20 protein-coding genes are annotated in these 23,565 nt (G+C 39.4%); 7 read left to right on the plus strand and 13 right to left on the minus strand.

The window, feature by feature from the left end:
- Positions 1-230: 230 nt before the first annotated feature.
- Both infC and thrS read right to left on the minus strand, forming a co-directional pair.
- Complete coding sequence (gene infC, locus ACTIEV_RS10085; RefSeq protein ID WP_178889315.1) at positions 231-824, minus strand: translation initiation factor IF-3; 594 nt, start codon at positions 822-824, stop codon at positions 231-233.
- A gap of 59 nt (positions 825-883) precedes the next feature.
- Positions 884-2,821: a threonine--tRNA ligase gene (gene thrS / locus ACTIEV_RS10090; RefSeq protein ID WP_439516423.1), complete on the minus strand. Its 1,938-nt coding sequence runs from the start codon at positions 2,819-2,821 to the stop codon at positions 884-886.
- A gap of 278 nt (positions 2,822-3,099) precedes the next feature.
- On the opposite strand from thrS, the gene ACTIEV_RS10095 reads away from it, so the two are divergent.
- On the plus strand, positions 3,100-4,365 hold the full coding sequence (locus tag ACTIEV_RS10095) for a hypothetical protein (RefSeq protein WP_439516424.1): 1,266 nt from the start codon (positions 3,100-3,102) through the stop codon (positions 4,363-4,365).
- 5 nt (positions 4,366-4,370) lie between these two features.
- Positions 4,371-4,763, plus strand: a complete 393-nt coding sequence (locus ACTIEV_RS10100) for a hypothetical protein (RefSeq protein WP_439516425.1) — start codon at positions 4,371-4,373, stop codon at positions 4,761-4,763.
- A 134-nt stretch (positions 4,764-4,897) separates the two neighbouring features.
- On the opposite strand, the gene ACTIEV_RS10105 is transcribed toward ACTIEV_RS10100, so the two are convergent.
- Together ACTIEV_RS10105 and ACTIEV_RS10110 are read right to left on the minus strand one after the other, a co-directional pair.
- The gene (locus ACTIEV_RS10105) at positions 4,898-7,249 is read right to left on the minus strand and encodes a TonB-dependent receptor (RefSeq protein WP_439516426.1); all 2,352 of its coding nucleotides are present in this window, start codon (positions 7,247-7,249) and stop codon (positions 4,898-4,900) included.
- A gap of 108 nt (positions 7,250-7,357) precedes the next feature.
- Complete coding sequence (locus ACTIEV_RS10110) at positions 7,358-7,942, minus strand: DUF3347 domain-containing protein (protein ID WP_439516427.1); 585 nt, start codon at positions 7,940-7,942, stop codon at positions 7,358-7,360.
- 84 nt (positions 7,943-8,026) lie between these two features.
- On the opposite strand from ACTIEV_RS10110, the gene ACTIEV_RS10115 reads away from it, so the two are divergent.
- Both ACTIEV_RS10115 and ACTIEV_RS10120 read left to right on the plus strand, forming a co-directional pair.
- Positions 8,027-10,012 carry an ABC-F family ATP-binding cassette domain-containing protein gene (locus ACTIEV_RS10115; RefSeq protein WP_439516428.1) on the plus strand — a complete coding sequence of 662 codons (1,986 nt, stop codon included), beginning with the start codon at positions 8,027-8,029 and terminating at the stop codon, positions 10,010-10,012.
- Positions 10,013-10,068: 56 nt separating this feature from the next.
- Positions 10,069-10,755, plus strand: a complete 687-nt coding sequence (locus ACTIEV_RS10120; protein ID WP_322196207.1) for a hypothetical protein — start codon at positions 10,069-10,071, stop codon at positions 10,753-10,755.
- Positions 10,756-10,953: 198 nt separating this feature from the next.
- On the opposite strand, the gene ACTIEV_RS10125 is transcribed toward ACTIEV_RS10120, so the two are convergent.
- Complete coding sequence (locus ACTIEV_RS10125; protein ID WP_322196208.1) at positions 10,954-12,111, minus strand: acyl-CoA dehydrogenase; 1,158 nt, start codon at positions 12,109-12,111, stop codon at positions 10,954-10,956.
- Positions 12,112-12,222: 111 nt separating this feature from the next.
- Entirely contained in the window at positions 12,223-13,032 is an 810-nt protein-coding gene (locus ACTIEV_RS10130; RefSeq protein WP_322196209.1) for an N-acetylmuramoyl-L-alanine amidase, read from the minus strand.
- A 182-nt stretch (positions 13,033-13,214) separates the two neighbouring features.
- On the opposite strand from ACTIEV_RS10130, the gene ACTIEV_RS10135 reads away from it, so the two are divergent.
- The 3 genes from ACTIEV_RS10135 (at position 13,215) to ACTIEV_RS10145 (ending at position 15,903) form a co-directional block, all read left to right on the plus strand.
- Positions 13,215-13,817, plus strand: coding sequence for a hydrolase (locus tag ACTIEV_RS10135; protein WP_322196210.1), 603 nt, complete (start codon positions 13,215-13,217; stop codon positions 13,815-13,817).
- A gap of 116 nt (positions 13,818-13,933) precedes the next feature.
- Entirely contained in the window at positions 13,934-15,277 is a 1,344-nt protein-coding gene (locus ACTIEV_RS10140) for a M24 family metallopeptidase (protein WP_322196211.1), read from the plus strand.
- Between the two features lie 41 nt (positions 15,278-15,318).
- Positions 15,319-15,903 (plus strand): methyltransferase domain-containing protein, encoded by a 585-nt coding sequence (locus ACTIEV_RS10145; protein ID WP_322196212.1) that lies wholly within the window; start codon positions 15,319-15,321, stop codon positions 15,901-15,903.
- Between the two features lie 118 nt (positions 15,904-16,021).
- Here the strand turns inward: ACTIEV_RS10145 and bshB1 are convergent, their stop codons facing one another.
- From bshB1 to ACTIEV_RS10180, 7 genes are all read right to left on the minus strand, one after another.
- Positions 16,022-16,750 (minus strand): bacillithiol biosynthesis deacetylase BshB1, encoded by a 729-nt coding sequence (bshB1, locus tag ACTIEV_RS10150; protein ID WP_322196213.1) that lies wholly within the window; start codon positions 16,748-16,750, stop codon positions 16,022-16,024.
- A gap of 101 nt (positions 16,751-16,851) precedes the next feature.
- A complete protein-coding gene (locus ACTIEV_RS10155) occupies positions 16,852-17,664 on the minus strand; it encodes a hypothetical protein (protein ID WP_322196214.1) in 813 nt (270 codons plus the stop codon).
- Between the two features lie 146 nt (positions 17,665-17,810).
- Positions 17,811-18,062 carry a type B 50S ribosomal protein L31 gene (locus tag ACTIEV_RS10160; protein ID WP_250685418.1) on the minus strand — a complete coding sequence of 84 codons (252 nt, stop codon included), beginning with the start codon at positions 18,060-18,062 and terminating at the stop codon, positions 17,811-17,813.
- Between the two features lie 154 nt (positions 18,063-18,216).
- Complete coding sequence (locus ACTIEV_RS10165; protein WP_250685417.1) at positions 18,217-18,708, minus strand: YajQ family cyclic di-GMP-binding protein; 492 nt, start codon at positions 18,706-18,708, stop codon at positions 18,217-18,219.
- A gap of 374 nt (positions 18,709-19,082) precedes the next feature.
- Positions 19,083-21,530: a TonB-dependent receptor gene (locus tag ACTIEV_RS10170; RefSeq protein WP_322196215.1), complete on the minus strand. Its 2,448-nt coding sequence runs from the start codon at positions 21,528-21,530 to the stop codon at positions 19,083-19,085.
- A gap of 214 nt (positions 21,531-21,744) precedes the next feature.
- Positions 21,745-22,899: a prolipoprotein diacylglyceryl transferase gene (locus tag ACTIEV_RS10175; protein WP_322196216.1), complete on the minus strand. Its 1,155-nt coding sequence runs from the start codon at positions 22,897-22,899 to the stop codon at positions 21,745-21,747.
- 155 nt (positions 22,900-23,054) lie between these two features.
- Positions 23,055-23,471, minus strand: a complete 417-nt coding sequence (locus tag ACTIEV_RS10180) for a BrxA/BrxB family bacilliredoxin (protein ID WP_178889334.1) — start codon at positions 23,469-23,471, stop codon at positions 23,055-23,057.
- Positions 23,472-23,565 lie beyond the last annotated feature (94 nt).

Raw genomic sequence — 23,565 nt, forward strand, 5'->3', positions numbered from 1 at the left:
CTTGTTGAGCCTTACGGGAAAAATTTGGAGTGCAAAAGTAGGGGAAAAACAGAGAAATAAGAAATAAGAAATAAGGAACAAGAAACAGAGGACTTTAAAGTGTGAACCCCTTATATAAGAAATGTCGATGAAAATCATCGACATTTCTTATATAACTATTTGAAAACCAGACTATTAAAGCTATTCCATTGTTTCTTGTTCCTTATTTCTTGTTCCTTGTTCCCTACTTCCTATTCCTCTGTTTTACTCGCCGCTTTCTTCTTCCCTGTTTTAGGGGTAAAAATGGCGAACATGCGCTTGCCTTCGAGTTTGGGCATACTTTCTAATGAACCTGCTTCTGCCAAACGTTCAGCAAATTTCAAGAGTAATAATTGCCCACGATCCTGGAACATGATGGCACGTCCCTTGAACTGTACATAAGCTTTTACCTTATTTCCATCTTTCAGGAATTTCTCAGCATGTTTGGCTTTGAAGTCAAAATCATGATCATCGGTTCCAGGCGTAAAGCGGATCTCTTTGATCTCACTTTGCTTGGAATTTGCTTTCATCTCCTTCTCTTTCTTCTTCTTTTCGTAAAGGAACTTTTTATAATCGATCACCTTACAAACGGGAGGGTCAGCTGTTGGAGAAATTTCCACTAGATCCAGTTCTTGCTCTTGCGCAATTTTCAATGCTTCCTGTGTGGAGTAAACGCCAACAGTTACATTGTCGCCAACCAAACGCACTTGTGGTACCCGGATTCTTTCGTTGATACGATGTTCAGGCTCCGGTTGCCTGTTAAACCTGGGATTGAATCTTCCGCCCCCTCTTGGTGGTAATGCCATTAAAACTTGTTTAGTTAAAAATTTAGGTGTTAAAGATATAGCTATTTCCTTATTCCGAATTATTCTCCGCTTTTTCGGTGGAGAATTTCATCTTGTATCAATGTGATAAACGCTGCTAATTCCTGTGTCCCCAGATCACCTTTTCCTTGTCTGCGTACTGCCAGTTTACGCTCAGCGGCTTCTTTCTCTCCCACTACCAACATATATGGCACGCGACTCAGTTCAGTATCTCTGATCTTTTTCCCGATCTTTTCGCTTCTATCATCTATTTCTACTCTCACTCCTATGGCACGCAGCGATTGTTTTACTTCTAGTGCATAGTCCATGAATTTATCACTGATCGGCAATATTTTCACTTGCAATGGCGCCAACCATACCGGGAACTTGCCTGCATAATGTTCCAACAGGAAGCCAATAAAACGTTCGTGGGTTCCCAATGGTGCGCGGTGTATGATCAATGGTACTTCAGGCTGGTTGTTCTGATTCACATAATTCAACCTGAATTTGTTTCCTGAATTGAAGTCTACCTGATTGGTCGCCAATGTAAACTCTCTTCCAATCGCACTCCAAATCTGTACATCGATCTTAGGTCCATAGAACGCTGCTTCATCGGGCACTTCTACAAATGGAATATTCGACTCGATCAATACATTACGTACCATAGCTTCTGTTTCTTTCCAAAGCTCCGGTTCATTTACATATTTGGCGCCCAGTTTAGTAGGCTCATGTAAACTCAAACGCATCACATATTTATCGATACCAAATATTTTAAAATACTTGATGTACATATCATTCACCGCACGAAACTCAGCAGCAAACTGCTCTTTACTACAGTAAATATGTGCATCATTCATGTGCAGACAACGAACACGCATCAGACCAAACAACTCCCCACTCTGCTCATAGCGATAACAAGTACCGTATTCAGCGATACGGAATGGAAGATCTTTATAGCTCTTAGGTTCTGCATCAAATATTTTATGGTGATGCGGACAGTTCATCGCTTTCAGATAATACTTGGTTCCGTCCAATTCCATCGGAGGAAACATACTATCAGCATAATAAGGAAGGTGTCCGCTGGTGAGGTACATACTCTCTTTGGCGATATGCGGTGTTACCACACGCTTATAGCCTGCATCTTCTTCTGTTTGCTTGGCTAGTTTCTCCAATTCTTCGATGATAACAGTACCATTGGGTAACCATAGAGGCAATCCGGCACCTACATCATCATCCATGGTGAAAATGCCCAATTCTTTTCCGAGTTTACGATGATCTCTTTTTTTGGCTTCTTCCAGCATCAACAGGTATTCATCCAACTCTTTTTGATTCGGGAATGTAACACCGTATAAACGAGTGAGCATTTTATTCTTCTCATCTCCTTTCCAATAAGCTCCCGCAATACTGGTAAGTTTAATGGCTTTGATGAACCCCGTGTGTGGGATATGTGGTCCGCGACAAAGGTCGGTGAACTGTCCTTGTGTATAGAAAGTGATCGATCCATCGTCTAATCCTTGCAAAAGATCAAGTTTATACTCATCTGATTTCTCTTGGAAATAAGTAACAGCCTCTTGTTTGGATATTTCTTTACGCTGGTAAGCATTGTTTTGCTTGGCCAGTTCATTCATTTTCTTCTCAATCGCTACTAGATCCTCTTCTGAGATATGTTGTCCACCCAAATCTATATCATAATAAAAACCTTTATCCAATGCCGGTCCAACCCAGAACTTCACACCCGGATACAAAGCTTCTACTGCTTCTGCCATTAAGTGAGCAGAAGAATGCCAAAAAGTATTTTTCCCTTCTGCATCATCCCAGGTATGCAGTTTCAGTGAACTATCAGTCATAATCGGACGCGTAGCATCCCATACTTGTCCATTAACACTTGCCGCCAATACTTTTCTGGCCAGTCCTTCACTGATTGATTTAGCAATATCCAAAGCACTCACGCCTGCTTCATACTGCCTTTCTGCCCCATCGGGAAAACGAATCTTAATCATTGGTTCGATTGCTGAAAAATTGAATAATTCTAAGGATTGCAAAAATAGGATAAAGCTGCGAGCTTTCAGCTATGAGCTGAGAGCTTTGAGCTGCCAGCTGCTAGCTTCTAGCTGCTAGAAAAACAAAGTCTAGTAAATTTTTAAAAAACGCATTTGTCTATTCTTAAGATGAAATACAGTAACCGATCTAGCAGCTAGCAGCTGGCAGTTCTTGTCTCACCGCTTATTTAACGCTTCTTTATCAGCATACACTATATTGCAATCGTAGTTTTGCCCGAATGAGACTGAATATTACCCTAACCTCTTTTTTACTGTTCTGTTCGCTTGCCCTGGGTGCCCAAAATTTGACGGGTATCTGGAGAGGTTATTTTGGCTCATCGAGTGGCTTGTATAAGGGTGATACGCGACAAGAAATGTATAAATATGAAGTGCAGATCGATCAGCAAAGCAATAATGCACTAAAGGGTGTTACCTACTCTTACCAAAGTACCGTATTCTATGGGAAAGCTACATTACAGGGTATTTATACGGTACAGACCAAAAATCTCATCTTAAAAGAGCTGGTTTTAGAAGAACTAAAAATTGCCGATAAAAGTGAGCCTTGTCTCATGACCTGCTACCTTGAATATTCCAAAATGGGAAATCTGGAAGTATTACAAGGCACTTTTATTTCCATAAATGCCAAAAGCAAGGTTGATTGCGGTAGCGGAAAAGTGTATTTGGAAAGAGTCAAAGAATCAGATTTTGAATTGGAACCTTTTTTAGCAAAGAAAAACGGGTATTCTTCAAAGCGTGGTAAAGACTCTGCCAAGCCACCCATCACTGTTCAAAAAACAACGCCTAATAATAAGCCGTCCACAACCACATCCAAAGACAATACTACAAAAGCACCTGTAAAAACACAGACGGCTCCACCTGCTAATAAAAAAGCTTCTCCGGTCACACAAACACCTTTAACGCAAAGAAACAATAGCACAGTTCAAAAAAAGCCGGTCACAAAACCTGCTACCAATACAACGAAGAGTACTCCCAAAATAACCAAGCCTGCACAAAAGGAAGAAGTCAACAATACTGTTCAGCCCCCTGTTACCAACAACTGGAAACAGGATGCTACTATAACAACCAGAAAAGCAGATACGCCGATTGTAAAATGGGAACAACCTAGTACCCTAAGAGGCCCGATTCCAAAAGTATTATTGGAACGGGAAAATAATCTTATCAAGACCATATATACCAATGAACAAGTAGCCACAGTAGAAATTTTCGACAATGGCACCATTGACAATGATACCATTTCTCTTTATCACAATAATAAATTGGTGATTAGTCAAGCCAAGCTCACCTACACGCCTCTTCGTTTAAAAATTGATTGTTCAGGAGATCATAAGCGACATGAATTAATCATGGTAGCAGAAAATCTGGGTGAAATTCCACCCAACAGTGCTTTAATGGTGATTACCGCCGGAAAAAAACGTTATGAAGTATTCCTGATTTCTAATGAACAAAGGAATGCAAAAGTGGTCATTGAATATAAACCTGAATGACGCTTATGCTAAAAAAACTTATTCATACCCCAAAATTCGTTTTTCTATTTGATGCCTTAGGTGCTTTACTCACTTGCACACTGATTGGTGGATTACTGGTGTCTTATCAATCCTATATTGGACTTCCCTTCACTTGGCTTTACATACTTGCTTCTATAGCAGCAGTACTAACCATTTACTCAAGTTTATGTGCGGTATTGATTCAGAAAAAATGGAGTCCTTTTTTAAAGGTCATTATCACAGCCAATTCCCTTTATACTTGCCTCACAACTGCATTGATCATCATTTACAGTCAAGAACTCAAAAGCTTAGGCTTCGCTTATTTTATTGGGGAGATACTTGTTTTAATGGGTGTGATTTGGTTAGAGATAAAGGCACTGAAAGCATTACCCAATTAGACTCATACTCTCACGGCACTAAAGTACCGTGCAAGTTCAATTAAATGCATAGTTCTTGATACCTGTCGATTGAAGCTTGTTGCTTGAAGCTTGTAGCTTTCTTGTTCCCTGTTTCTTCTTTCTTGCTTCTTGCCCTACATCTTAATATTCCAAGTTACCGCGGGTATAACAGGGAACAATGATACCTGTCTGGCTGTTACACGCAAATCTCCATTGGATGCTTGCCCTTCCTGATCGAAATAAATAAAATAAGGGTTCAATCTGCTATACGCATTGTACAAACTGAATACCCAACTGGAAGTATACTTTCTTATTTTTTTAGGTGTGGGTGTATAGGTAAATGAAACATCCATTCGATGATAAGGTTTCATACGATACGCATTGATGCGACTATATTCCTGCGTCAACACACTTCCTACAAAATAAAAACGTTCCGGTAATGAGGTAGCATTGCCTGTTCCATAGACAAACACACTGGATACTTTCCATTTTTTTGATAATTCATAAGTACCCACAATCGACATGTCGTGTCTTCTGTCGTAGCGACTCGGATATTTCAAACCATCATTCAAATCTTCAAATCTTCTCCAGGTCCAGCTCAATGTATAGCCAATCCATCCTGTGAATCTACCGCGCACTTTATTGATGAATAATTCAGCACCATAACTCCAGCCCTTTCCAAAAACAAATTCTTCTTCAGGGTCTTTAAGAGAAGGGGTATATCCTTCTTTGTATTCGATCTGATTATTCATGGTTTTGTAGTAAACTTCCAATGAAGTCTCAAACATACCATTGTTGAAATTCCGGAAATAACCGGCTGCATACTGCCAACCTGTTTGTGGACGAACCCTGATGGTGCTGGGTACCCACAAGTCCGTAGGTAATGTTGTACCCGCATTGGTCACTAGGTGGATGTACTGAATATTTCTGGTGACAGCTGCTTTGAAAGACGACAACTCTGACAGAGCATATCGAACTGTTAGTCGAGGTTCCAATCCTCCGTATGCTTTCACAGTTTGTCCGCGACCATACACTACACTATCCAATTTATTACCATCATCATCTCGTTGGAACAAAGTATACCTGCCTATTTGCTGAAACACACTGTATCGTAATCCTGCATTCACTTTGATCTTATCAGAAAGCTCCCAATCATCCTGTATATAAACCGCATATTCGTTTGCTAATTTTCTACTGGCGTTATTGGGCTCAAAAATTACAGAATCCTGACTGCCGCTAACAATATTGGGTAGAAAGCTATGGTGGGTGTATTGTAACCCAAATTTCAGCTTGTGTTCCGGTACCGGATAAAAATCAAAATCCGTTTTCAGATTGAGGTCACGGATACCGGATGACAAATTGATGTTGAAATCATTTTGTCTACCTGCGAGTTCAAATTTATAATCATTATAAACGGCAGTAGTATTCGCAAATAATTTTTTATTGAATACATGATTCCATCGAAGTGTAGCCGTAGAATTCCCCCACGGTATTCTGGTACTGAAAGAACGTTGGGTATTATTGAAGGTAAATTTATCCCTACCGAAATATCCACTCAGGTACAACACATCTTTTTCTGAAAACCGATAATTCATTTTTGCATTCAGGTCATAGAAGTAATACCCTGAGCCATAGAATTCACTTTCCTTACTGATAAAGGGTTTAGATAAAAGATCCACATAAGTTCTTCTGGCTGATAAAATGTAAGAGGCTTTGTTCTTCTTCAAAGGTCCTTGAATCGAAAAACGAGAGGCGATCAATCCAATACCGGCATCTATTTGTGTTTTGTTGTTATTGCCTTCTTTCATTGCCACATCTACCACGGAAGACAAGCGACCTCCATATTGAGCAGGCATCCCCCCTTTGATCAATGTAACATTTTTAATAGCATCGGCATTGAAAATAGAGAAGAAACCAAAAAGATGACCGGTATTGTATACAACTGCGTCATCCAATAAAATCAGGTTTTGATCCGGTCCGCCACCACGCACATAGAACCCTGCATTCCCTTCTCCGGCATTACGTACACCCGGCAAGAGTTGTAATGTTTTCAAGGGATCCACTTCTCCCAAAAAAGCAGGTAAGGCTTTCGCCGTATTCATGCTCAACTCAATCTTACCCATCTGAGCAGTCTTGACATTGTTCTCGCGCTTTCTGGCAACAACTGTCACATTGCTAATGACAGCTGTATTGGGTAACAATAAGATATTCTGCTGGATGTCTTTTTTCAGATCAATCGTCAATTCTGCGGTTTGGTATCCGATAAAAGAAACCAAGAGACGGTATACCCCTTTCTCTAAGGAGATAGAGTAGAAACCGTATTGATTACTCTGAACTCCTTTCCCTTGTCCAACCACTTGTAAGTTAGCGCCAATTAAAGTCTCTCCCGTTAAAGAATCTTTCAGATAACCATTCAACGTTACTCTTTCTTGGGCAGATAAGATGGATACAATAAGAAAAGACAGCACTAAACAACAAATACGCATACCATAAAAATATCACTGCGTAACCTTAGCGATCTTTTGTTCTCTGCAGTGAACTAACTTGTCTGCTACCACAGAGGACAAGAGATAACGGAGATTTCCGCAGAGTGGTTATAATTTCCGGAAATCAATAGAATCTTTTACTTCCCCACAGATCAGCATTTTTTTAGGAAGGTATGGATTACGGATATCAGAGGAGTTGCTCAACCAAAATGCCCCGGCATCATTGAATGCCATTGGACAATACTGATGATATACGACTGCTCTATCATATTTAACAGTACGAATCAGATCATATAATTGTTCGCTCAATACTTGAAAAGATTTACGGCGTTCTTCGATATCTTTTTCTTGCTTTACCGCTGTAAGTTCATTGCTAATACCTGTTGTATAGGTTTTAGCCGTTGATACGATATTGGAATCAGCTTTTAATTCACTCAATACTCCTACAACATCATTTATGTCAGCGATCAATTGTTCTGTACCCTTGGTGATCAACGTATCATTTTCCTTGATAAACTGGTCTTTTAGTTGGAAATAACTATCCAACATCTTTCCAAATATCAGATTGAAAGTATCAGAATTGGCACTTTGTCCGAGTGGTACCTGTGGAGCTTCTGTTACCGCTGCTTTTTCATCATTTCCGCCACAAGCGGCTAAAAACAGAATGGTAGCCAGTGTCAAAATCCTTTTCATGGGTAAAATTTTGCACAAATTTACAGCAAATTGAAATGGCAGCCGTTTGCAATTACCTTTGCGCTCCTAAACCATTGTTAAGAAATGTTGATCGGCTTACAAAATGTGACTTTTGAATTTGGTGCCCGTGTAATTGTGGAAGATGCTACCTGGCATATACAACCCGGTGATCGTATCGGATTGATTGGGTATAACGGTACCGGTAAATCTACCCTATTGAAAGTTTTGGTAGGAGAATATACCCCATCCAAAGGATCTGTTGAAAAGGGGAAAGATACCACCATTGGTTATCTACATCAGGATCTATTAAGCTTTGATACCAATGATACCATTACCGAAGTGGCTTTGGGCGCATTTGAACGCGTACGTCAGGTAGAGAAAGAAATTGAAACACTCGGATATGAATTGGAAAAAGATCCGGAGAACAATGATCTATTGATTCGTTATACCGATGCATTACATGAATTGGATGTGTTGGATGGATACAATATTCATCATAAAGCCGAAGAAGTATTACATGGCCTTGGATTCAGTAATGAAGACCTAGTCCGCCCTTATAAAGAGTTTAGTGGTGGATGGCGGATGCGTGTTTTATTGTGCAAAATGATTCTTCAGCAGCCGGATGTTCTTTTGTTGGATGAGCCTACCAACCACCTCGATCTTCCTTCGATCGAATGGCTGGAAAAATATCTCCTCCATTATCAAGGTAGCGTCGTAATTGTAAGCCACGATAAATTTTTCTTGAACCGAATGGTGAACAAGATCGTGGAAGTGTACCAACAGCAACTGCATATTTATTCAGGCGATTATAACTACTATGAAACAGAGAAAGCTTTGCGTATAGAAATGCAACAAAAAGCTTTTGAGAATCAACAGGACTATATTCGTCAGCAAGAACGTTTTATTGAACGATTCAAAGCCAAAGCCAGCAAAGCAGCTCAAGCACAGAGCATTCAAAAGCGACTGGATAAAATTGAGAAAATTGAAGATGTAAAACTAGAGCGCCCGGATTTACGTATCAACTTTCAATTGGAAAAAGTCCCCGGCAAAGTATTGGTGGAATTGAAAAATGCCAGCAAAAGTTTTGGTAAGATCAAAATTTTAGAAGCAGCACAGGCAGAAATTGAACGAGGTGATAAGATCGCACTTATTGGCGCGAACGGAAAAGGTAAATCTACGGTGTTACGAATGGTGGCAGGTAATGAGCCATTCGAAGGACAACGTGTATGGGGACATAATGTCGAAGAAAGTTTTTACGCTCAACACCAATTAGAAGCACTTACATTGACCAATACCATTTTGGAAGAGTTACAACAATGTGGCAGTAAGAAAACAGATGTGGAACTGCGTGCATTGTTAGGTGCTTTTCTGTTTAGTGGTGATGATGTAGACAAAAAAATAAGAGTATTAAGTGGTGGAGAAAAAGCACGTGTGGCATTGGCGAAAACCATAGTGAGTAAAGCCAACTTTTTGATGCTTGATGAACCTACCAACCACCTCGATATGCACTCGGTTGAATTATTGGCGGAAGCATTGAATAAATATGAAGGAACCATCATCCTAGTGAGTCACGATCGTTATTTCATTTCTAAAACAGCCAATAAGATCTGGGAAATTGTAGATCACCAGATCAAAGAATTCAAAGGTACTTATCAGGAATGGGTGGAATGGAATGAGCGAATGGAGAGAATAAAAGAGGAAGAAGCAAGAGGGAAGAAACAAGAGACAAGGAAGAATCCAGAAACAGAGAATAAGCCCCTGGTTGAAAACAAGAAAGTGGAAATTGTTGAACCTGTGAAACCAACTCCCGCTAATCAACCGATTGATAGAGAAAAACAGAAGGAGTTACAGAAATTAAAACGGAGACTCCGTAATCTTGAAACAGAATTAGACAATGCGAAGCAAGAGAAAATACAATTGGAAGCTGCGCTCGGAGATCCATCCAACTATTCAGACCCCAAAAAGTTTCAAGTGCTGGAAGCTCAATACAAGCAAGCCCAACATAAGTGGGATGTGATGAATAAAGAGTACGAGGAAGTGTTTGAAAAAGTGATGGAAGCAGATGTTTGAAAATTCAAAAGTAAAAAGTCAAAAAAGTAATTAATCAAATCAATAACAGATATGATATGATCCATCCATTACTAGTTATTATGATTGTGTTATTCAGGATCGCTGAACCTGAACCTCATCAGATTCTGTCGGAAGATTATCATTTTTTAGTGACTGATGGTATCATAAAAAAATTAAGACAACGCAATGACACTTTGTTTGAAATACAATGTTATCCTGACTGGTCTTGTGTTGAAAAGCCTGTGCATCAGTATAGAATTATTCGTATTGAAACAGCAGCCCCGATAACAGTTCTTTATTTAGAAAGCCTAGACAGCATTACACTTTCAACCGACCCCTACCCTGCCAACCGCTTCTCGTTATTAGCTATTAATAAATCGGATAGCAATAAAATTGGATACTTGGATTTGAATCGAGGATTCACTAGAGCTGATATAGATACCATGCGGCTTGATCCACTATCCTTAAAAGATAAATTTTTTTTCAGTTGGTACGGCAATCGTTATTTGAAAGTATTATCTGTTAACAGAAAAATGAAAACGAAAGAAGATGCACAATCAATTCTCGATTTAGTAAAGAGTGGTAGATTTAAAACCCTGATTGACCAATATCAAAAAACAGCCCCGAGTGATCTGTATGGGTCAGGACTTACAGCAGAATTATTCACCCGCGCTTGTATAGAAAAAAAGATTGATCCGGTTGGGGCGGGAATTCTCTTTAATAGGTTATCAGTTGGCGAATAACTGTTTGGTTGTTAGTCAGGCGACCAACAACGGCGAGCTGAAGCATAATAATGCAAAAGATTACGTCGCCTGTTGGCCTCAGACATTACTGATATATAATTTGATGAAAACAATGAATCTTTTACAATTTATCTACACAAAAAAAGGCAAGCAAAGCTCACCTCCTATTTTGATTTTTGAATTTTTACTTTTGAATTTTTACTTACTCAAAATACTCCTACTAATCACAATCCGCTGCACTTCACTGGTACCCTCATAAATCTGCGTAATCTTTGCATCGCGCATTAATCTTTCGACATGGTATTCTTTTACAAAGCCATATCCACCGTGTACCTGTACCGCTTCTGTTGAGATCCACATGGCTGCTTCACTGGCATATACTTTGGCCATGGAAGAACTGAGGGTATAGTCTAGCCCATTATCTTTTTCCCATGCCGCTTTTAAACAAAGTAAACGTGCTGCTTCAATTTTAGTAGCCATATCAGCCAACTTAAATTGAATTGCCTGATGATGCATGATCTCTTTACCAAATGCCTTACGTTGCTTACTGTATGCCAATGCCAATTCATAAGCACCACTTGCAATACCCAATGCCTGAGAAGCAATACCGATACGACCACCAGCCAATGTCTTCATCGCAAATTTGAACCCAAATCCATCTTCACCGATTCTGTTTTCTTTGGGCACTTTCACATCTGTCAATAAAATAGAGTGTGTATCACTACCTCTGATACCTAATTTATTTTCTTTTGCAGCTACAGTAACCCCGGGCCAGTTTTTTTCAACGATAAATGCATTGATCCCTTTACTCCCTTTCGCAGGATCAGTTTGTGCAATCACTAAATACACCGAAGCAGAAGAACCATTGGTGATCCAGTTTTTGGTACCATTCAATAAATAATGATCTCCCATATCTTCAGCAGTGGTACGCTGACTGGTAGCATCACTACCCGCTTCAGGTTCACTTAACAAGAAAGCACCTATGTATAGTTCTCCATCCTTACGACCCTGAGCCAATGGAGTCAGGTATTTTTGTTTCTGCTCTTCGGTACCAAATGTTTCCAATCCCCAACAAACCAAACTATTATTCACGCTCATACAAACACTGGTACTCGCATCTATCTTACTGATTTCTTCCATAGCGAGCACATAGCTAACGGTATCCATACCCGCACCACCATATTTAGGGTCTACCATCATACCCATGAAACCTAATTCAGCCAGTTTCAATATCTGTTCTTTGGGGAACTGTTGTTTTTCATCACGCTCAATGACACCGGGTAAACACTCATTTTGGGCAAAATCACGAGCCGCTTTCTGGATCATTACATGTTCTTCGCTAAGTTGGAATTGCATATGTTTTCTTTTTGGCGCTGCAAAAATAAGCTAACAAACGTTAGGAAAGTAGATTTTTGATTTTTTGATCTTTGATTTTTTGATTTAAATCAAAAAATCAAAGATCACAGATCAATAGTATTTCTTTTGGAGGTTGTTGAGGACACTTTTATCCAAATCATTGATTCGCTTAGTCGTATCCTGCAGGAAATGGCGCTTGAAGGATTGAATGGCCGCACTGGTATCTTTTACATCATAACCTATGATACGTAATGCTTGGATATGATTAAAATTTGCGGGAACAGGTTCTCTGTTTTCATCATACCAAAGACCAAATCCTTTTTCTGCCAATAGTTTCCAGGGGAACCGATAATTGGGATCATTTTTACGGGTGGGGGCAATATCACCATGACCAATAAAGTTGGCGGATGGAATAGCATATTGCTTTTTGAGTCTATCCAACAAGCTCAACAAACTATTGATCTGTAAACTATCAAATGGCTCAAATCCATTGTTGTCTAATTCAATCCCTATGGAGACAGAATTGATATCAGTTTGGTTACCCCACTTTCCAACCCCACCATGCCATGCACGTAGATAATCGTTCAACATATGATGCAATACCCCGCTTTTACATATCACATAATGTGCGCTTACAGAAGTACGGGGAAGCGTGAATGTTTTGAGCGTTTGATCACAAGAATTTTGTGCGGTATGATGGATGATGACAAAAGTAGGCTTACGTAAATTGAAATTGGTTGTTCCCACCCAATACTGAGGCAATAACGCAGAGTCTGAAAATGGATTTTCTTTGGGCAATGCCGCTATCTCTTTGGCATAGGCTTTTACTTTTTGCTTGTATACCTTATTGGTAGACTTATATGGATGCGTTGAACAAGCAATGAAGATGAATACAAAGAGTAATAAAACTGAATTTCTCATATATTGGGTTAAGACTGAAAAATACAAAGAATATGATGATGAAGAATCTGTGTCACTAAATATCTCCTATTTACCTATTTTTATTCAGTGTATTTCTGTGTTCTCTGTGGCAATTGATTTGCCACTGTCCGAAGGACTCCATTGGAGAAGGCACTGAAAAGCACTGAAATAAATGATTCAATATGTCTTTACACTTAGGAAGAACAAGTTTTGGAGATCCTGTTAACAGAGGAAATGTACTATCAAGGGAAGAAGCAGAAGCCTTGTTTCATGAGTGGGTATTAAACCCCAGATTGAAATTACATATGCTTCAGGTTGGACACCTAATGAAATGCTGGGCAGCCGAAAAACTACAGGCTGATGCCGCCACGCAATGGCGTTGGGAAATGGCCGGACTTCTACACGACGCAGACTGGGATCAATGGCCGGAATTGCATTGTAAAAAAATCATTGAAGAACTGGAACAACGCAATATCGATCCGGAGATCATTCGTGCCATCGCCTCTCACGGTCATCATTATTTTGGCGTCATTCCTGAAACCGAAATGGATAAAATGCTCTATGCATTTGATGAATTATCCGGACTTATCCATGCGTATTCATTGATGCGTCCGGGAGGTTATGATGGTATGGATGTAAAAGGCGTCAATAAACGACTCAAAGAAAAATCATTCGCCGCTAATGTTTCACGAGAAGATATCAAAGATGCCTGCGAAAGAGCAGGAATTGATTTGAATGAGCTTATTGCATTTATTATTCCGAGACAGAGGGAAGTGAGTGGTTAAAAGTGAAAGGTGAAAGGTGAAAAGAAAGTCAAAAGGCAAAAGTAAAAATTAAAAATCAGACATCCGACATCAGAAATCGGACATCTGACATCTGATATCGAGATAAATAACTCTTTATGAAAAAAATACTATTATTTATTGCCATCACTGTGTTTAGTGTACTCGTGGTTCGTGCGCAATATATTTTGCCTTTGAAAGAACAAGCCAGAGTGATCGATGAATTATTAGCGGAGCGTTTGAACCATGTATTGCCTAGTTTGATGAAAGAAGAAGGCATTGATCTGTGGATTGTAATTTCCAGAGAGTACAATGAAGATCCGGTGATCAAAACGATGTTGCCTTCTACTTGGATTTCTGCCAGACGAAGAACCATATTGGCATTTTATAACAATCCAAATGGCACAATTGAGAAATATGCGATTGCTCGTTATAACGTAGGAAATGAGATCAAAGCGGCATGGGATATGAATAAATTTCCTGATCAATGGGATGCATTAACTGATTTGATCCAACAAAAGAATCCCAATAAAATCGGATTGAACTATTCTACACATTATGGGCACGCTGACGGACTCACTTTTACAGAACAAAAAGAGTTGATGGCGAAATTACCGACCTCGACTGCTGCAAAAGTAGTGAGTGCTGAAAAACTGGCTGTCCGTTGGTTGGAGACCAGAACGGAAAGAGAAATGCAATTATACCCTCAATTAATTCAAATCACACATGATATTATCAAAGAAGGTTTTTCTGAGAAAGTGATCATGCCCGGTGTGACTACTACTGATGATCTGGTGTGGTGGTTTAGACAAAAGATCAGAGACTTAGGATTGGATACTTGGTTTCATCCTTCCGTATCCGTTCAAAGAAATGATCCGGAGAGTTTTGATCACTTGCGTTCATTTTCCAATCGTCCAAAAGATGAAGTCATTCGTACCGGTGATCTTTTACATGTTGATATTGGCATCACTTATCTAAGATTGAATACGGATATTCAACAGCATGCTTATGTATTACAGCCGGGAGAAAAAACGGCACCGGATTATCTGGTCAAAGCTTTTGAAAAAGGAAATCGTTTACAGGATATCCTCACCTCACAATTCAAAACAGGAAAGACGGGTAATCAAATATTGGCAGATGCATTAGCGCAGGCTAAATCTGAAAATATCCAGGCAGTTATCTATACACACCCAATTGGATTTCATGGACATGCTGCCGGTCCAACCATTGGCTTATGGGATCAACAAGGAGGTGTACCTGGATCAGGAGACTTTCCCCTACACAAAAACACAGCCTATTCTATTGAATTGAATGCTGCATCAGAAATAACACAATGGAAAAAATCCATTCGCATCATGCTGGAGCAGGATGGATTTTGGGATGGTAAGCAATTCAGGTACATCAGTGGCAGACAAGTAAAACTACTGACCATACCATCACATGCATCACATATCGGCGATTGATTGTTATTGCATAGGAATCGATCAGCATTAAAAAGGATTCAATGAATCAATTTCTTTCTCAGGAATATTGGAATAACAGGTATTTACAACATCAAACAGGTTGGGATATTGGCACTATTTCAACACCGCTCAAGGAATACATCGATCAATTGTCTGATCAACAAATCAGCATTCTCATTCCCGGAGGCGGTAACAGTTACGAGGCATTGTATTTATTGGAACAAGGATTTACAGATGTTACTGTTATTGATTTAGCACCCGCCGTAACAGAAAAATTAAAAAAACAAACTGAATCCTATCAATCACATATAAAAATTCTCACCGGAGATTTTTTTGAATTAACCGGACAATACGATCTCATCCTAGAACAAACATTTTTCTGTGCCATCGATCCGGCATTAAGAGAACATTACGTTACCAAAATGTCGGAACTACTAAAGCCCAAAGGCAAATTGGTTGGTGTATTGTTCAACAGGTCTTTTGAAGCTGGTCCACCTTTTGGTGGAAGCGAAGCAGAATACAGGGCGCTATTCGCTTCAACATTTCATCAAATTCACATAGAGTCCTGCTACAACTCCATTAGTCCACGTTCAGGTAGTGAGTTGTTTGTAATGTTGAGGCCGTAGGCCTTAGACTATAGTCCATGGTCCATGGTCCATAGTCCATGGCTAATAGTTGAAGGAACGGATGCTCGATTTACCATATGCTATAACCCATTTGCTATCGACCATGGACCATAATAGACTAAGTACTATGCTTAATAATCGCATCAAAGCTGTTAATGCCTATGATTTTCTCCGTGATATATCCTTCTGCGTAGCCCACCCCTATTCTTTTTCCCAGCATCATGGCACGTGCTTTTACGGTTTCTAAGAATTGAGGGGTTGAAATATAGGTTTGAGGTTCGTTACCGCCGGTACTATTGAATTGTGTAGTATACGCCAAGACAGATTCAATCTTTTTGTCCATGTATGCGGTGATATCGACAACAAATGATGGCTGAATAAAACGATCTTGTATGTAATGAAAAACATAAGTAGGTCGCCATGCTTCTTGTTTTACATCATCCAGTATCGTTTCAATTTTTCGTAATCCTGATAAAAATGCTGCATCTGAAACCAGCTTAGCACTGCGTCCATGATCCGGATGTCTGTCCTCCGGCGCATTGGCCAAAACGATCTCAGGTTGGTATTTCCGGATCATTTGAATCACAAGTCGCTGATGTGTTTCATCATTTTGAAAAAATCCATCTGCCATACCCAGGTTTTCTCGCACTTGTACACCTAGAATTTTAGCAGCGGCAGTGGCTTCCTGTTTACGGGTTTCTGCGGTACCACGCGTACCCAATTCACCGCGCGTAAGATCTACAATACCTACTTTCTTTCCTTCTGCCAGTGCAGCGAGAATAGTGCCTGAACAACCCAGTTCAACATCATCCGGATGAACGCCAAACGCCAATATATCCAGTTTCATATTTATTGATTGAATGACAAAGGTAAGGTTTGCATTTGCATAAATAAGATAGGGTATTCGTTTGAACACCCTATCTCATCCATTCGGTCACGACAGTGATATTAGTAATAATAAAACAGTGTATTGGTTTCAATCACTCCACCCGATGGATCCTGATACAAGAATTTCTTTGTCAATGGTTTTGCCTGTTGATCATACGTGAATTGACTATTAAAAGTGGTGATCACACCATTGCTCTCTCTTTTCACGATTCGTTTACCGGGATTATTTTTCATGCGAACAATCCCATAATAATAGGGTATTTGTCTAATCAACTCTTCCGCGTTGAATTTATTATCATAGTCTAAGTATTCAACAGTCATGTGTTTGACCAATTGTCCGGTGAATCCATCCACAACATGGGTCACTTCTTTTTTCAAATTATCATCCGGATAAAAACTATAACTATGTTGAGCACTGAATTCATACCCTCTGGCAGCTCCGTTATAATTGTAGATTTCCATGGAAGTGAGCACATCATTTGTGTAATTGAAGAATTTATATGAAGATTTATGTTGATTGATGTATTGACTAATAGTGGTCACTTTTCCATTTGTATATTGATACAGGTAATACCAACCTTCACTACTATTGATACGTTCACGCCTGCCTGTGGCATCATATTTAAATTCATAATTTACCCCATCTCCTGCCGCCGTATCGATATTATTCACCAGTTTTGAGATACGTCCATCTGCGAGATAATACAATGAATCATATGCTCCGGTATCATATATCAGTTTAGATAATTTACCGGTGGGTTGTTGCGGTTGAGGTGGCGGTAATTGTGGTGTAACGGACTGCTTCTTACAAGCAGTAAACATCAGACTTAACACGATGAGTGTTGATGTTATGATTTGTGGGATTTGTTTCATTTTTACGAATTATAACAACAAAACTATCCTTACGATCTACCCCTCACTATCGCATAAGAATGTGGTTGATGATGAACGGAAATTATGAGTAAAAAAAAGTCCCGCATGTTGTACAAGCGGGACTCTTAATATGGTTGAAGTTGAAATTATTTCTTCTTCTCGTAACGCTTCTTGAATTTATCGATACGACCTGCTGTATCAACCAGCATGTTTTTACCGGTATAGAAAGGGTGAGAAGTGTTAGAGATCTCCAATTTGATAACCGGATACTCATTACCATCTTCCCAAACGATGGTTTCTTTTGAAGATGCAGTTGAACGGCTCAGGAATGAATGTCCATTACTCATATCCTTGAACACTACAAAACGATAATTTTCTGGATGGATACCTTGTTTCATAATTTTTATTTTTAGGTGGTACGGATTTGGCCGTACGCTTATTTTTAAGGACTGCAAAAGTAACGAAATGCGGCTTATTTGCCAAAAAATGAACGGTTAAGTGTCAAGAATGAAGGTACAAGACTCAAGAAAGGTTCAAGAATTCAAGTATTTTTTAGCTTTTCATATTGATGTATTGGAGGGGGATACCAAATCCGCCTGCATTACATTTTGCTATAACTTCCTGTAAATCATCAATTTTCTTGGCAGTTACCCGGATAATATCGTCCATGATAGCCGCTTGCACCTTCAAACCGCTGTCTTTGATCATTTTGACAATCTTTTTGGCGTCTTCTTGCTTCAGACCATTGCGAACCGGCACTTCCTTTTTCACCACTTTACCGCTGGGATAGGCGTCTTTCGAAAAATCGAAGGCATTGCCATCAATACCCTGCTTAATGGCCCGACTAATGAGTACATCAATCAGTTGCTTCATTTTCATGTCACTCTCTACTTCCAGAGAAACGATAAAATCTTTCTTATTCAGTTCAACAGAAACAGGAGAATCTCTAAAGTCGAATCGACCCGCAATTTCTTTTTTTACCGTATTAATGGCATTATCAAGTGTTTGCAGGTCTACTTTGCTGGCTATGTCAAAAGAAGGCATGGTGTTGTTTTTTGCAAAGATAGGGAGGTTGGGGCATGGTCCATAGTTCATAGTCCAAGGTTGATGGTCCATAGTCCATGGCTAATAGACTATGAATTTTTAAAAACGTACCAATTAAATAAAGATGATCCTTACTTAATCAGTAGAACAGCCCCCAATAACTATGGACCATTGACCATGATCCAAAAAAAGGCCCCGATAGACATCGGGGCCGCCTTCTATATAATGCACATGAGAAAAAAACAAAATTGATACAGCTAAATTGACAGCTAAGCACTACATAAAATTGTCAAATAAGGATGAACGGAGTCATTTTAGGTCGAATGGAAAATAGTATCTATTCTACCGCTAAACTCCGTTCATCAATCTGTCCATTAATTACCTCCACCGATACTCACGCGGTTCTGTTCTTCATTCGCACCGCCTCTTTTACGTTGAGCTGCTGTTTTACCTTTGCTAAAACGGTAAGTAAAACTCAAATTCACCACTCTACTATCTCTCGCCTGACGGATCGTTACATCTACGTTCTGATATCTGCTGTATCCACGGAATTGTTGTGTATAGAGGACATCACGTACCACCAATCTGATGGTTCCTTTATTTTTCAATACCTGCTTGGTAAAGCCAACATTAATAGCACCCATCGATCTCATGGCCAATACTCCTTCTACTCCACCGCTGCGGTAAAATCCACTCAATTCAGCACCCCAACCTTTTGGTAAAGTAAATTGGTTAGAAATATTCGTCATAAAAGTTGCACCTCCTACTGATATTTCTCCGCCGTTTACAACACCTGTGAATTTGTTATAAAATCCATTCATGTAAATATTGGTTCTAAACCATTTTGTAATAGGCATACCCAGACTCACAGAAGCGCCTATATTTTGTCTGCGTGCAATATTGCTCTTCTTTACAAATGAACTATTGGTACTATCAATCTGCTCCAGTACATCTTGAAGAATATCATTGGTAGTGCTATAGTTGATAGACGTATTCATGATTCCTTTGAAAGTATGATTCAACTCGATATTATGACTGAACTGTGGTCTCAGGTATGGGTTACCCACCTGGTAAGTATATTTATCCAGGAAGTAATAGAATGGATTCAAATCCTGATAGTTCGGGCGATCAATACGACGACCATAACTCAAAGCAAACTGATTTTTTTCGTTCGCTGTGTAACCGATATACATGGTTGGAAATACCTGTGTATAGTTGCGTTTAAATACTTCTCCGGTTGTTAATTGATTACCGGTAATATTGGTATTCTCTGCACGAAGTCCTAATTGTACACTCCACTTTTTATTGAATTGTTTATTCAAATTCAGATAAGCTGCATTGATATTTTCTTTGTAGAGAAAGTGATTGCTACGGGTAACATCATTTACAAATGAAGTACCATTCCAATTGGCATATTGTGCATCATTGTCTGTATTCACATAACTGCTTTTCAATCCGGTCTCTAATTTCATTTGTCCTTTGAGTGATTGAGCGTAATCTGCTTTCAAACTATAAATATTGATCGCTGCCGGTAAGATACCACGTAAGATTTCTTTGGGTGATTTGATATTGCCTGAATGATCATAGAAATCATTGATCAACATTTGGGTATTGTCTTGTGTGTATCTGATATAATCAGCATCAACAGTCAATTCTCTTCCGGTACTATCAAATACATGACGCAGATTCATATTCACACCCACATTGTTAAAATGAAGATGTACATCATTAATGGCTTGTGTACGTGTTACCAAAGCTCCCATTGGATCTTTGATAAAAGTTGTATTGTCTGTGTATTCAATACCTTTACTATCGTAACCATTTACAACCAATCCCAAAGTGGTTTTCTTATTCATAAAATAATCAAATCCGGCTTTGTAATTATAACTTTTGAACTCACGCTGGTTGTCAGCGAATTGATCAAAAGAAGATAATAAAGCATTGGTATTTTGATTGCGGAAGTTTCTGTCGATCTTCAGTGCTCCGAAATTTTCATTATAGTTATGACTTGCATTTCCGAAGAAATTCATTTTTCCTTTTCTATAATTCAGGTTCACACTATTATTGGTTTTCGGAAGCACACCTTGCGTATATCCGGAAGTGATACTGGCATTATAACCCATCACTTTTGTCTTTTTAGTCTTGATATTGATCACACCTGAATTACCTGAAGCATCAAAACGTGCCGGTGGATTGGTCATGATTTCAATAGACTCAAGATTGGAACTCGACATATTGTTCAACATATTGGCGAGATCTTGTGCTCCGAGATAAGTGGGTTTGCCATCCAACATCACGACCACACCTTGTTTGCCTTTCAAACTGATATTGCCATCCTTATCTACAGCAATACCCGGAGATTTTTCAAGTACTTCCATCACAGTAGCACCTGCATTGGTGGGAGATGCATCAACATTAATGATGGTTCTATCCAATTTCTGCTCAATCAATGGCTTTTTAGAACTTACCACTACAGCCTGCAACTCCTTCGAAGCATTCACCAGGGTAATCGGTTTTAACGTGTAGACTTGGCCATTCGCCAAATCAAAAGATTCACTGTAATATTTGGCATAGCCAACAGACTGAATCACCACCAGGTATTTACCTGCGGCTAATTTTTCAACTTCAAACTGACCGGTCTTGTCCGTAACAGCCAGTTTTACCACTGCTGAATCTTTAGCGCGTAGTACACCTATCGAAGCGGCTTCTACTGCTTTTTGACTACCGTTTACGGTACCGTTTACTTTTCCGGTTTGTGCCTGAGCCGTCATTGACATGGTCGTTAGTCCGATTGTGGCGAGCAGGGTCATCAACTTTCTCATACTTAGTTTATTTAAAGGTTTTTAGTTCTCGTTGTTGCTAATTACAGAACAAAACTATGTACTATGTTTTGCATAGTACATAGTTTTATAATGAACGGTGCTTTACAAGGATGAGCGGTAACAGACTTTAGACAAGTAAAAAGTCGACAAAAAAAGTCGCCTAACTGATTGATTATCAGATAGACGACTCCAGATTACAGTTGAGGCTAGGGTATTATTTAGAATACTTTCCGAACCAATCTTTGGCTTTGAATATCAATAAAATACCTGCAATGATCATCGCAAAGGAAATCAGTTCGGCCTGTGTAGGCTGAAATGGAAGGTCTTCATATTTGGTATTCACCCGAATTTTTTCAATAAAGAAACGCTCCAGACCATTCAAGACCAAGTAGAGACCGGAAAGCTGTCCGGCTATTTTGAGTTTTTTACGGTAATACCATAACACACCAAAAAGAATCATACAAGCGATGATCTCATATAATGGTGTAGGGTATACAGCCGGGATCAATTCATTACAGTACGGACCTTCGCAACCTGCTATAGGCTTGCCCTCACCAATTACATTGTGTGGATAGTTGTAAGCCCACATCCAATCAGGTATCCAACTCAATGGTTTGGGGTTTGTATTCACAATACCCCAATCTCCATCACCACTAACCTGACAACCTACTCTTCCAAATGCATATGCAAACATCATGGTAGGTGCCATGGCATCGGCAAGATGAATAACGTTGATCTTTCTTTTTCTAGCATATAAAACAATGGCTACGCCTGCACAAATCAATCCACCATAAAATGTGAGTCCGCTAAATGAGATCAAAGCTCCGATCGGATCTTTTGAAAACTCATTCCAGTTCTCCAGGTTATGAAACACTTTGGCACCCAGAAAACCAAAGATCGCCGCATACAAAACAATATCTCCTACTCTATCGTGCGGCCAAATTCTGATCACACGTTCTTCCGGCTTATCTAATTTTTGTTTTTGTTTTTCCCACCATTTCAATCCGCCAAAAACCAAGCCTACCAACAATCCCATTGCCAAGCTCCCTTTTGATGAAAGGATAAATGCCTGAGGATCATTAAAAGCATCATCAGTTACAAAAGCGCCGATGATTTTATATCCAAAAACAAAACCCAATAAAAAATTGATCAATAACTCGCTGAAAGAAGCCGCTGCGCCCACGAATATTTTCTCTTCCGTAAAAGTGAACAAACCTTGGTTTTGTTTTCGTTTCAGTTCGAGGGTCAGTATCCAGGCAGAGAGAATAAAAGACAGTGCTACAAAAAAACCAAAACTGTTAACCAGCTTTAATCCTTCCAATTCTATTCCGAAAATGTCTTTAAAAGCGTAGTATAAATTAGGATACATAGTCAGTTAGTCTATAGTTCATGCAAAGTTTGAGTGCTGCAATGATAACTAGAAATTATGATACGGAAAGCTGCTTTCATACATACAAAAAAGAGGCCCTGCCGAAGCAGAGCCTATACTTACTAACCCATCCGTGAACAAAACTAAGGTAAAAATTAATTGCAATGTTCATCAAAAACCGAAATCAAATGCTGCGCAATCACCTGAGCAGGACGACCTTCAATCTGATGACGCTCCACCATGCTCACCAACTGTCCGTCTTTGAACAAAGCGATAGCAGGAGATGATGGCGGATAAGGTAAGGTATGCTTACGCACCTGGTTCACTGCCTCCATATCAAAACCGGCAAAACTAGTGGTCAATCTGTCCGGACGCTTTGTTGCATTCTGAACTGCCATCAATACACCGGGTCTGCAAGTGCCTGCTGCACAACCACATACGGAATTTATTACGACCAAAGTGGTACCTTCTTGTTTCAAGGTTTCGTCAACCGAAGCTGCAGTTGTCATCTCTTCAAAACCATTATCGGTCAACTCTGCTTTCATGGGTAATACGATCTCTGCGGGATACATAATTGCTTGTTTATTTAGTACAACACAAAATTACTATTAAAAGTTGTAACACTAAAAAAGCTTTAAATCGGTCAATATGTCAATATAATTTCAA

This window comes from Sediminibacterium sp. (genome assembly GCF_051861365.1).
GTDB lineage: Bacteria > Bacteroidota > Bacteroidia > Chitinophagales > Chitinophagaceae > Sediminibacterium.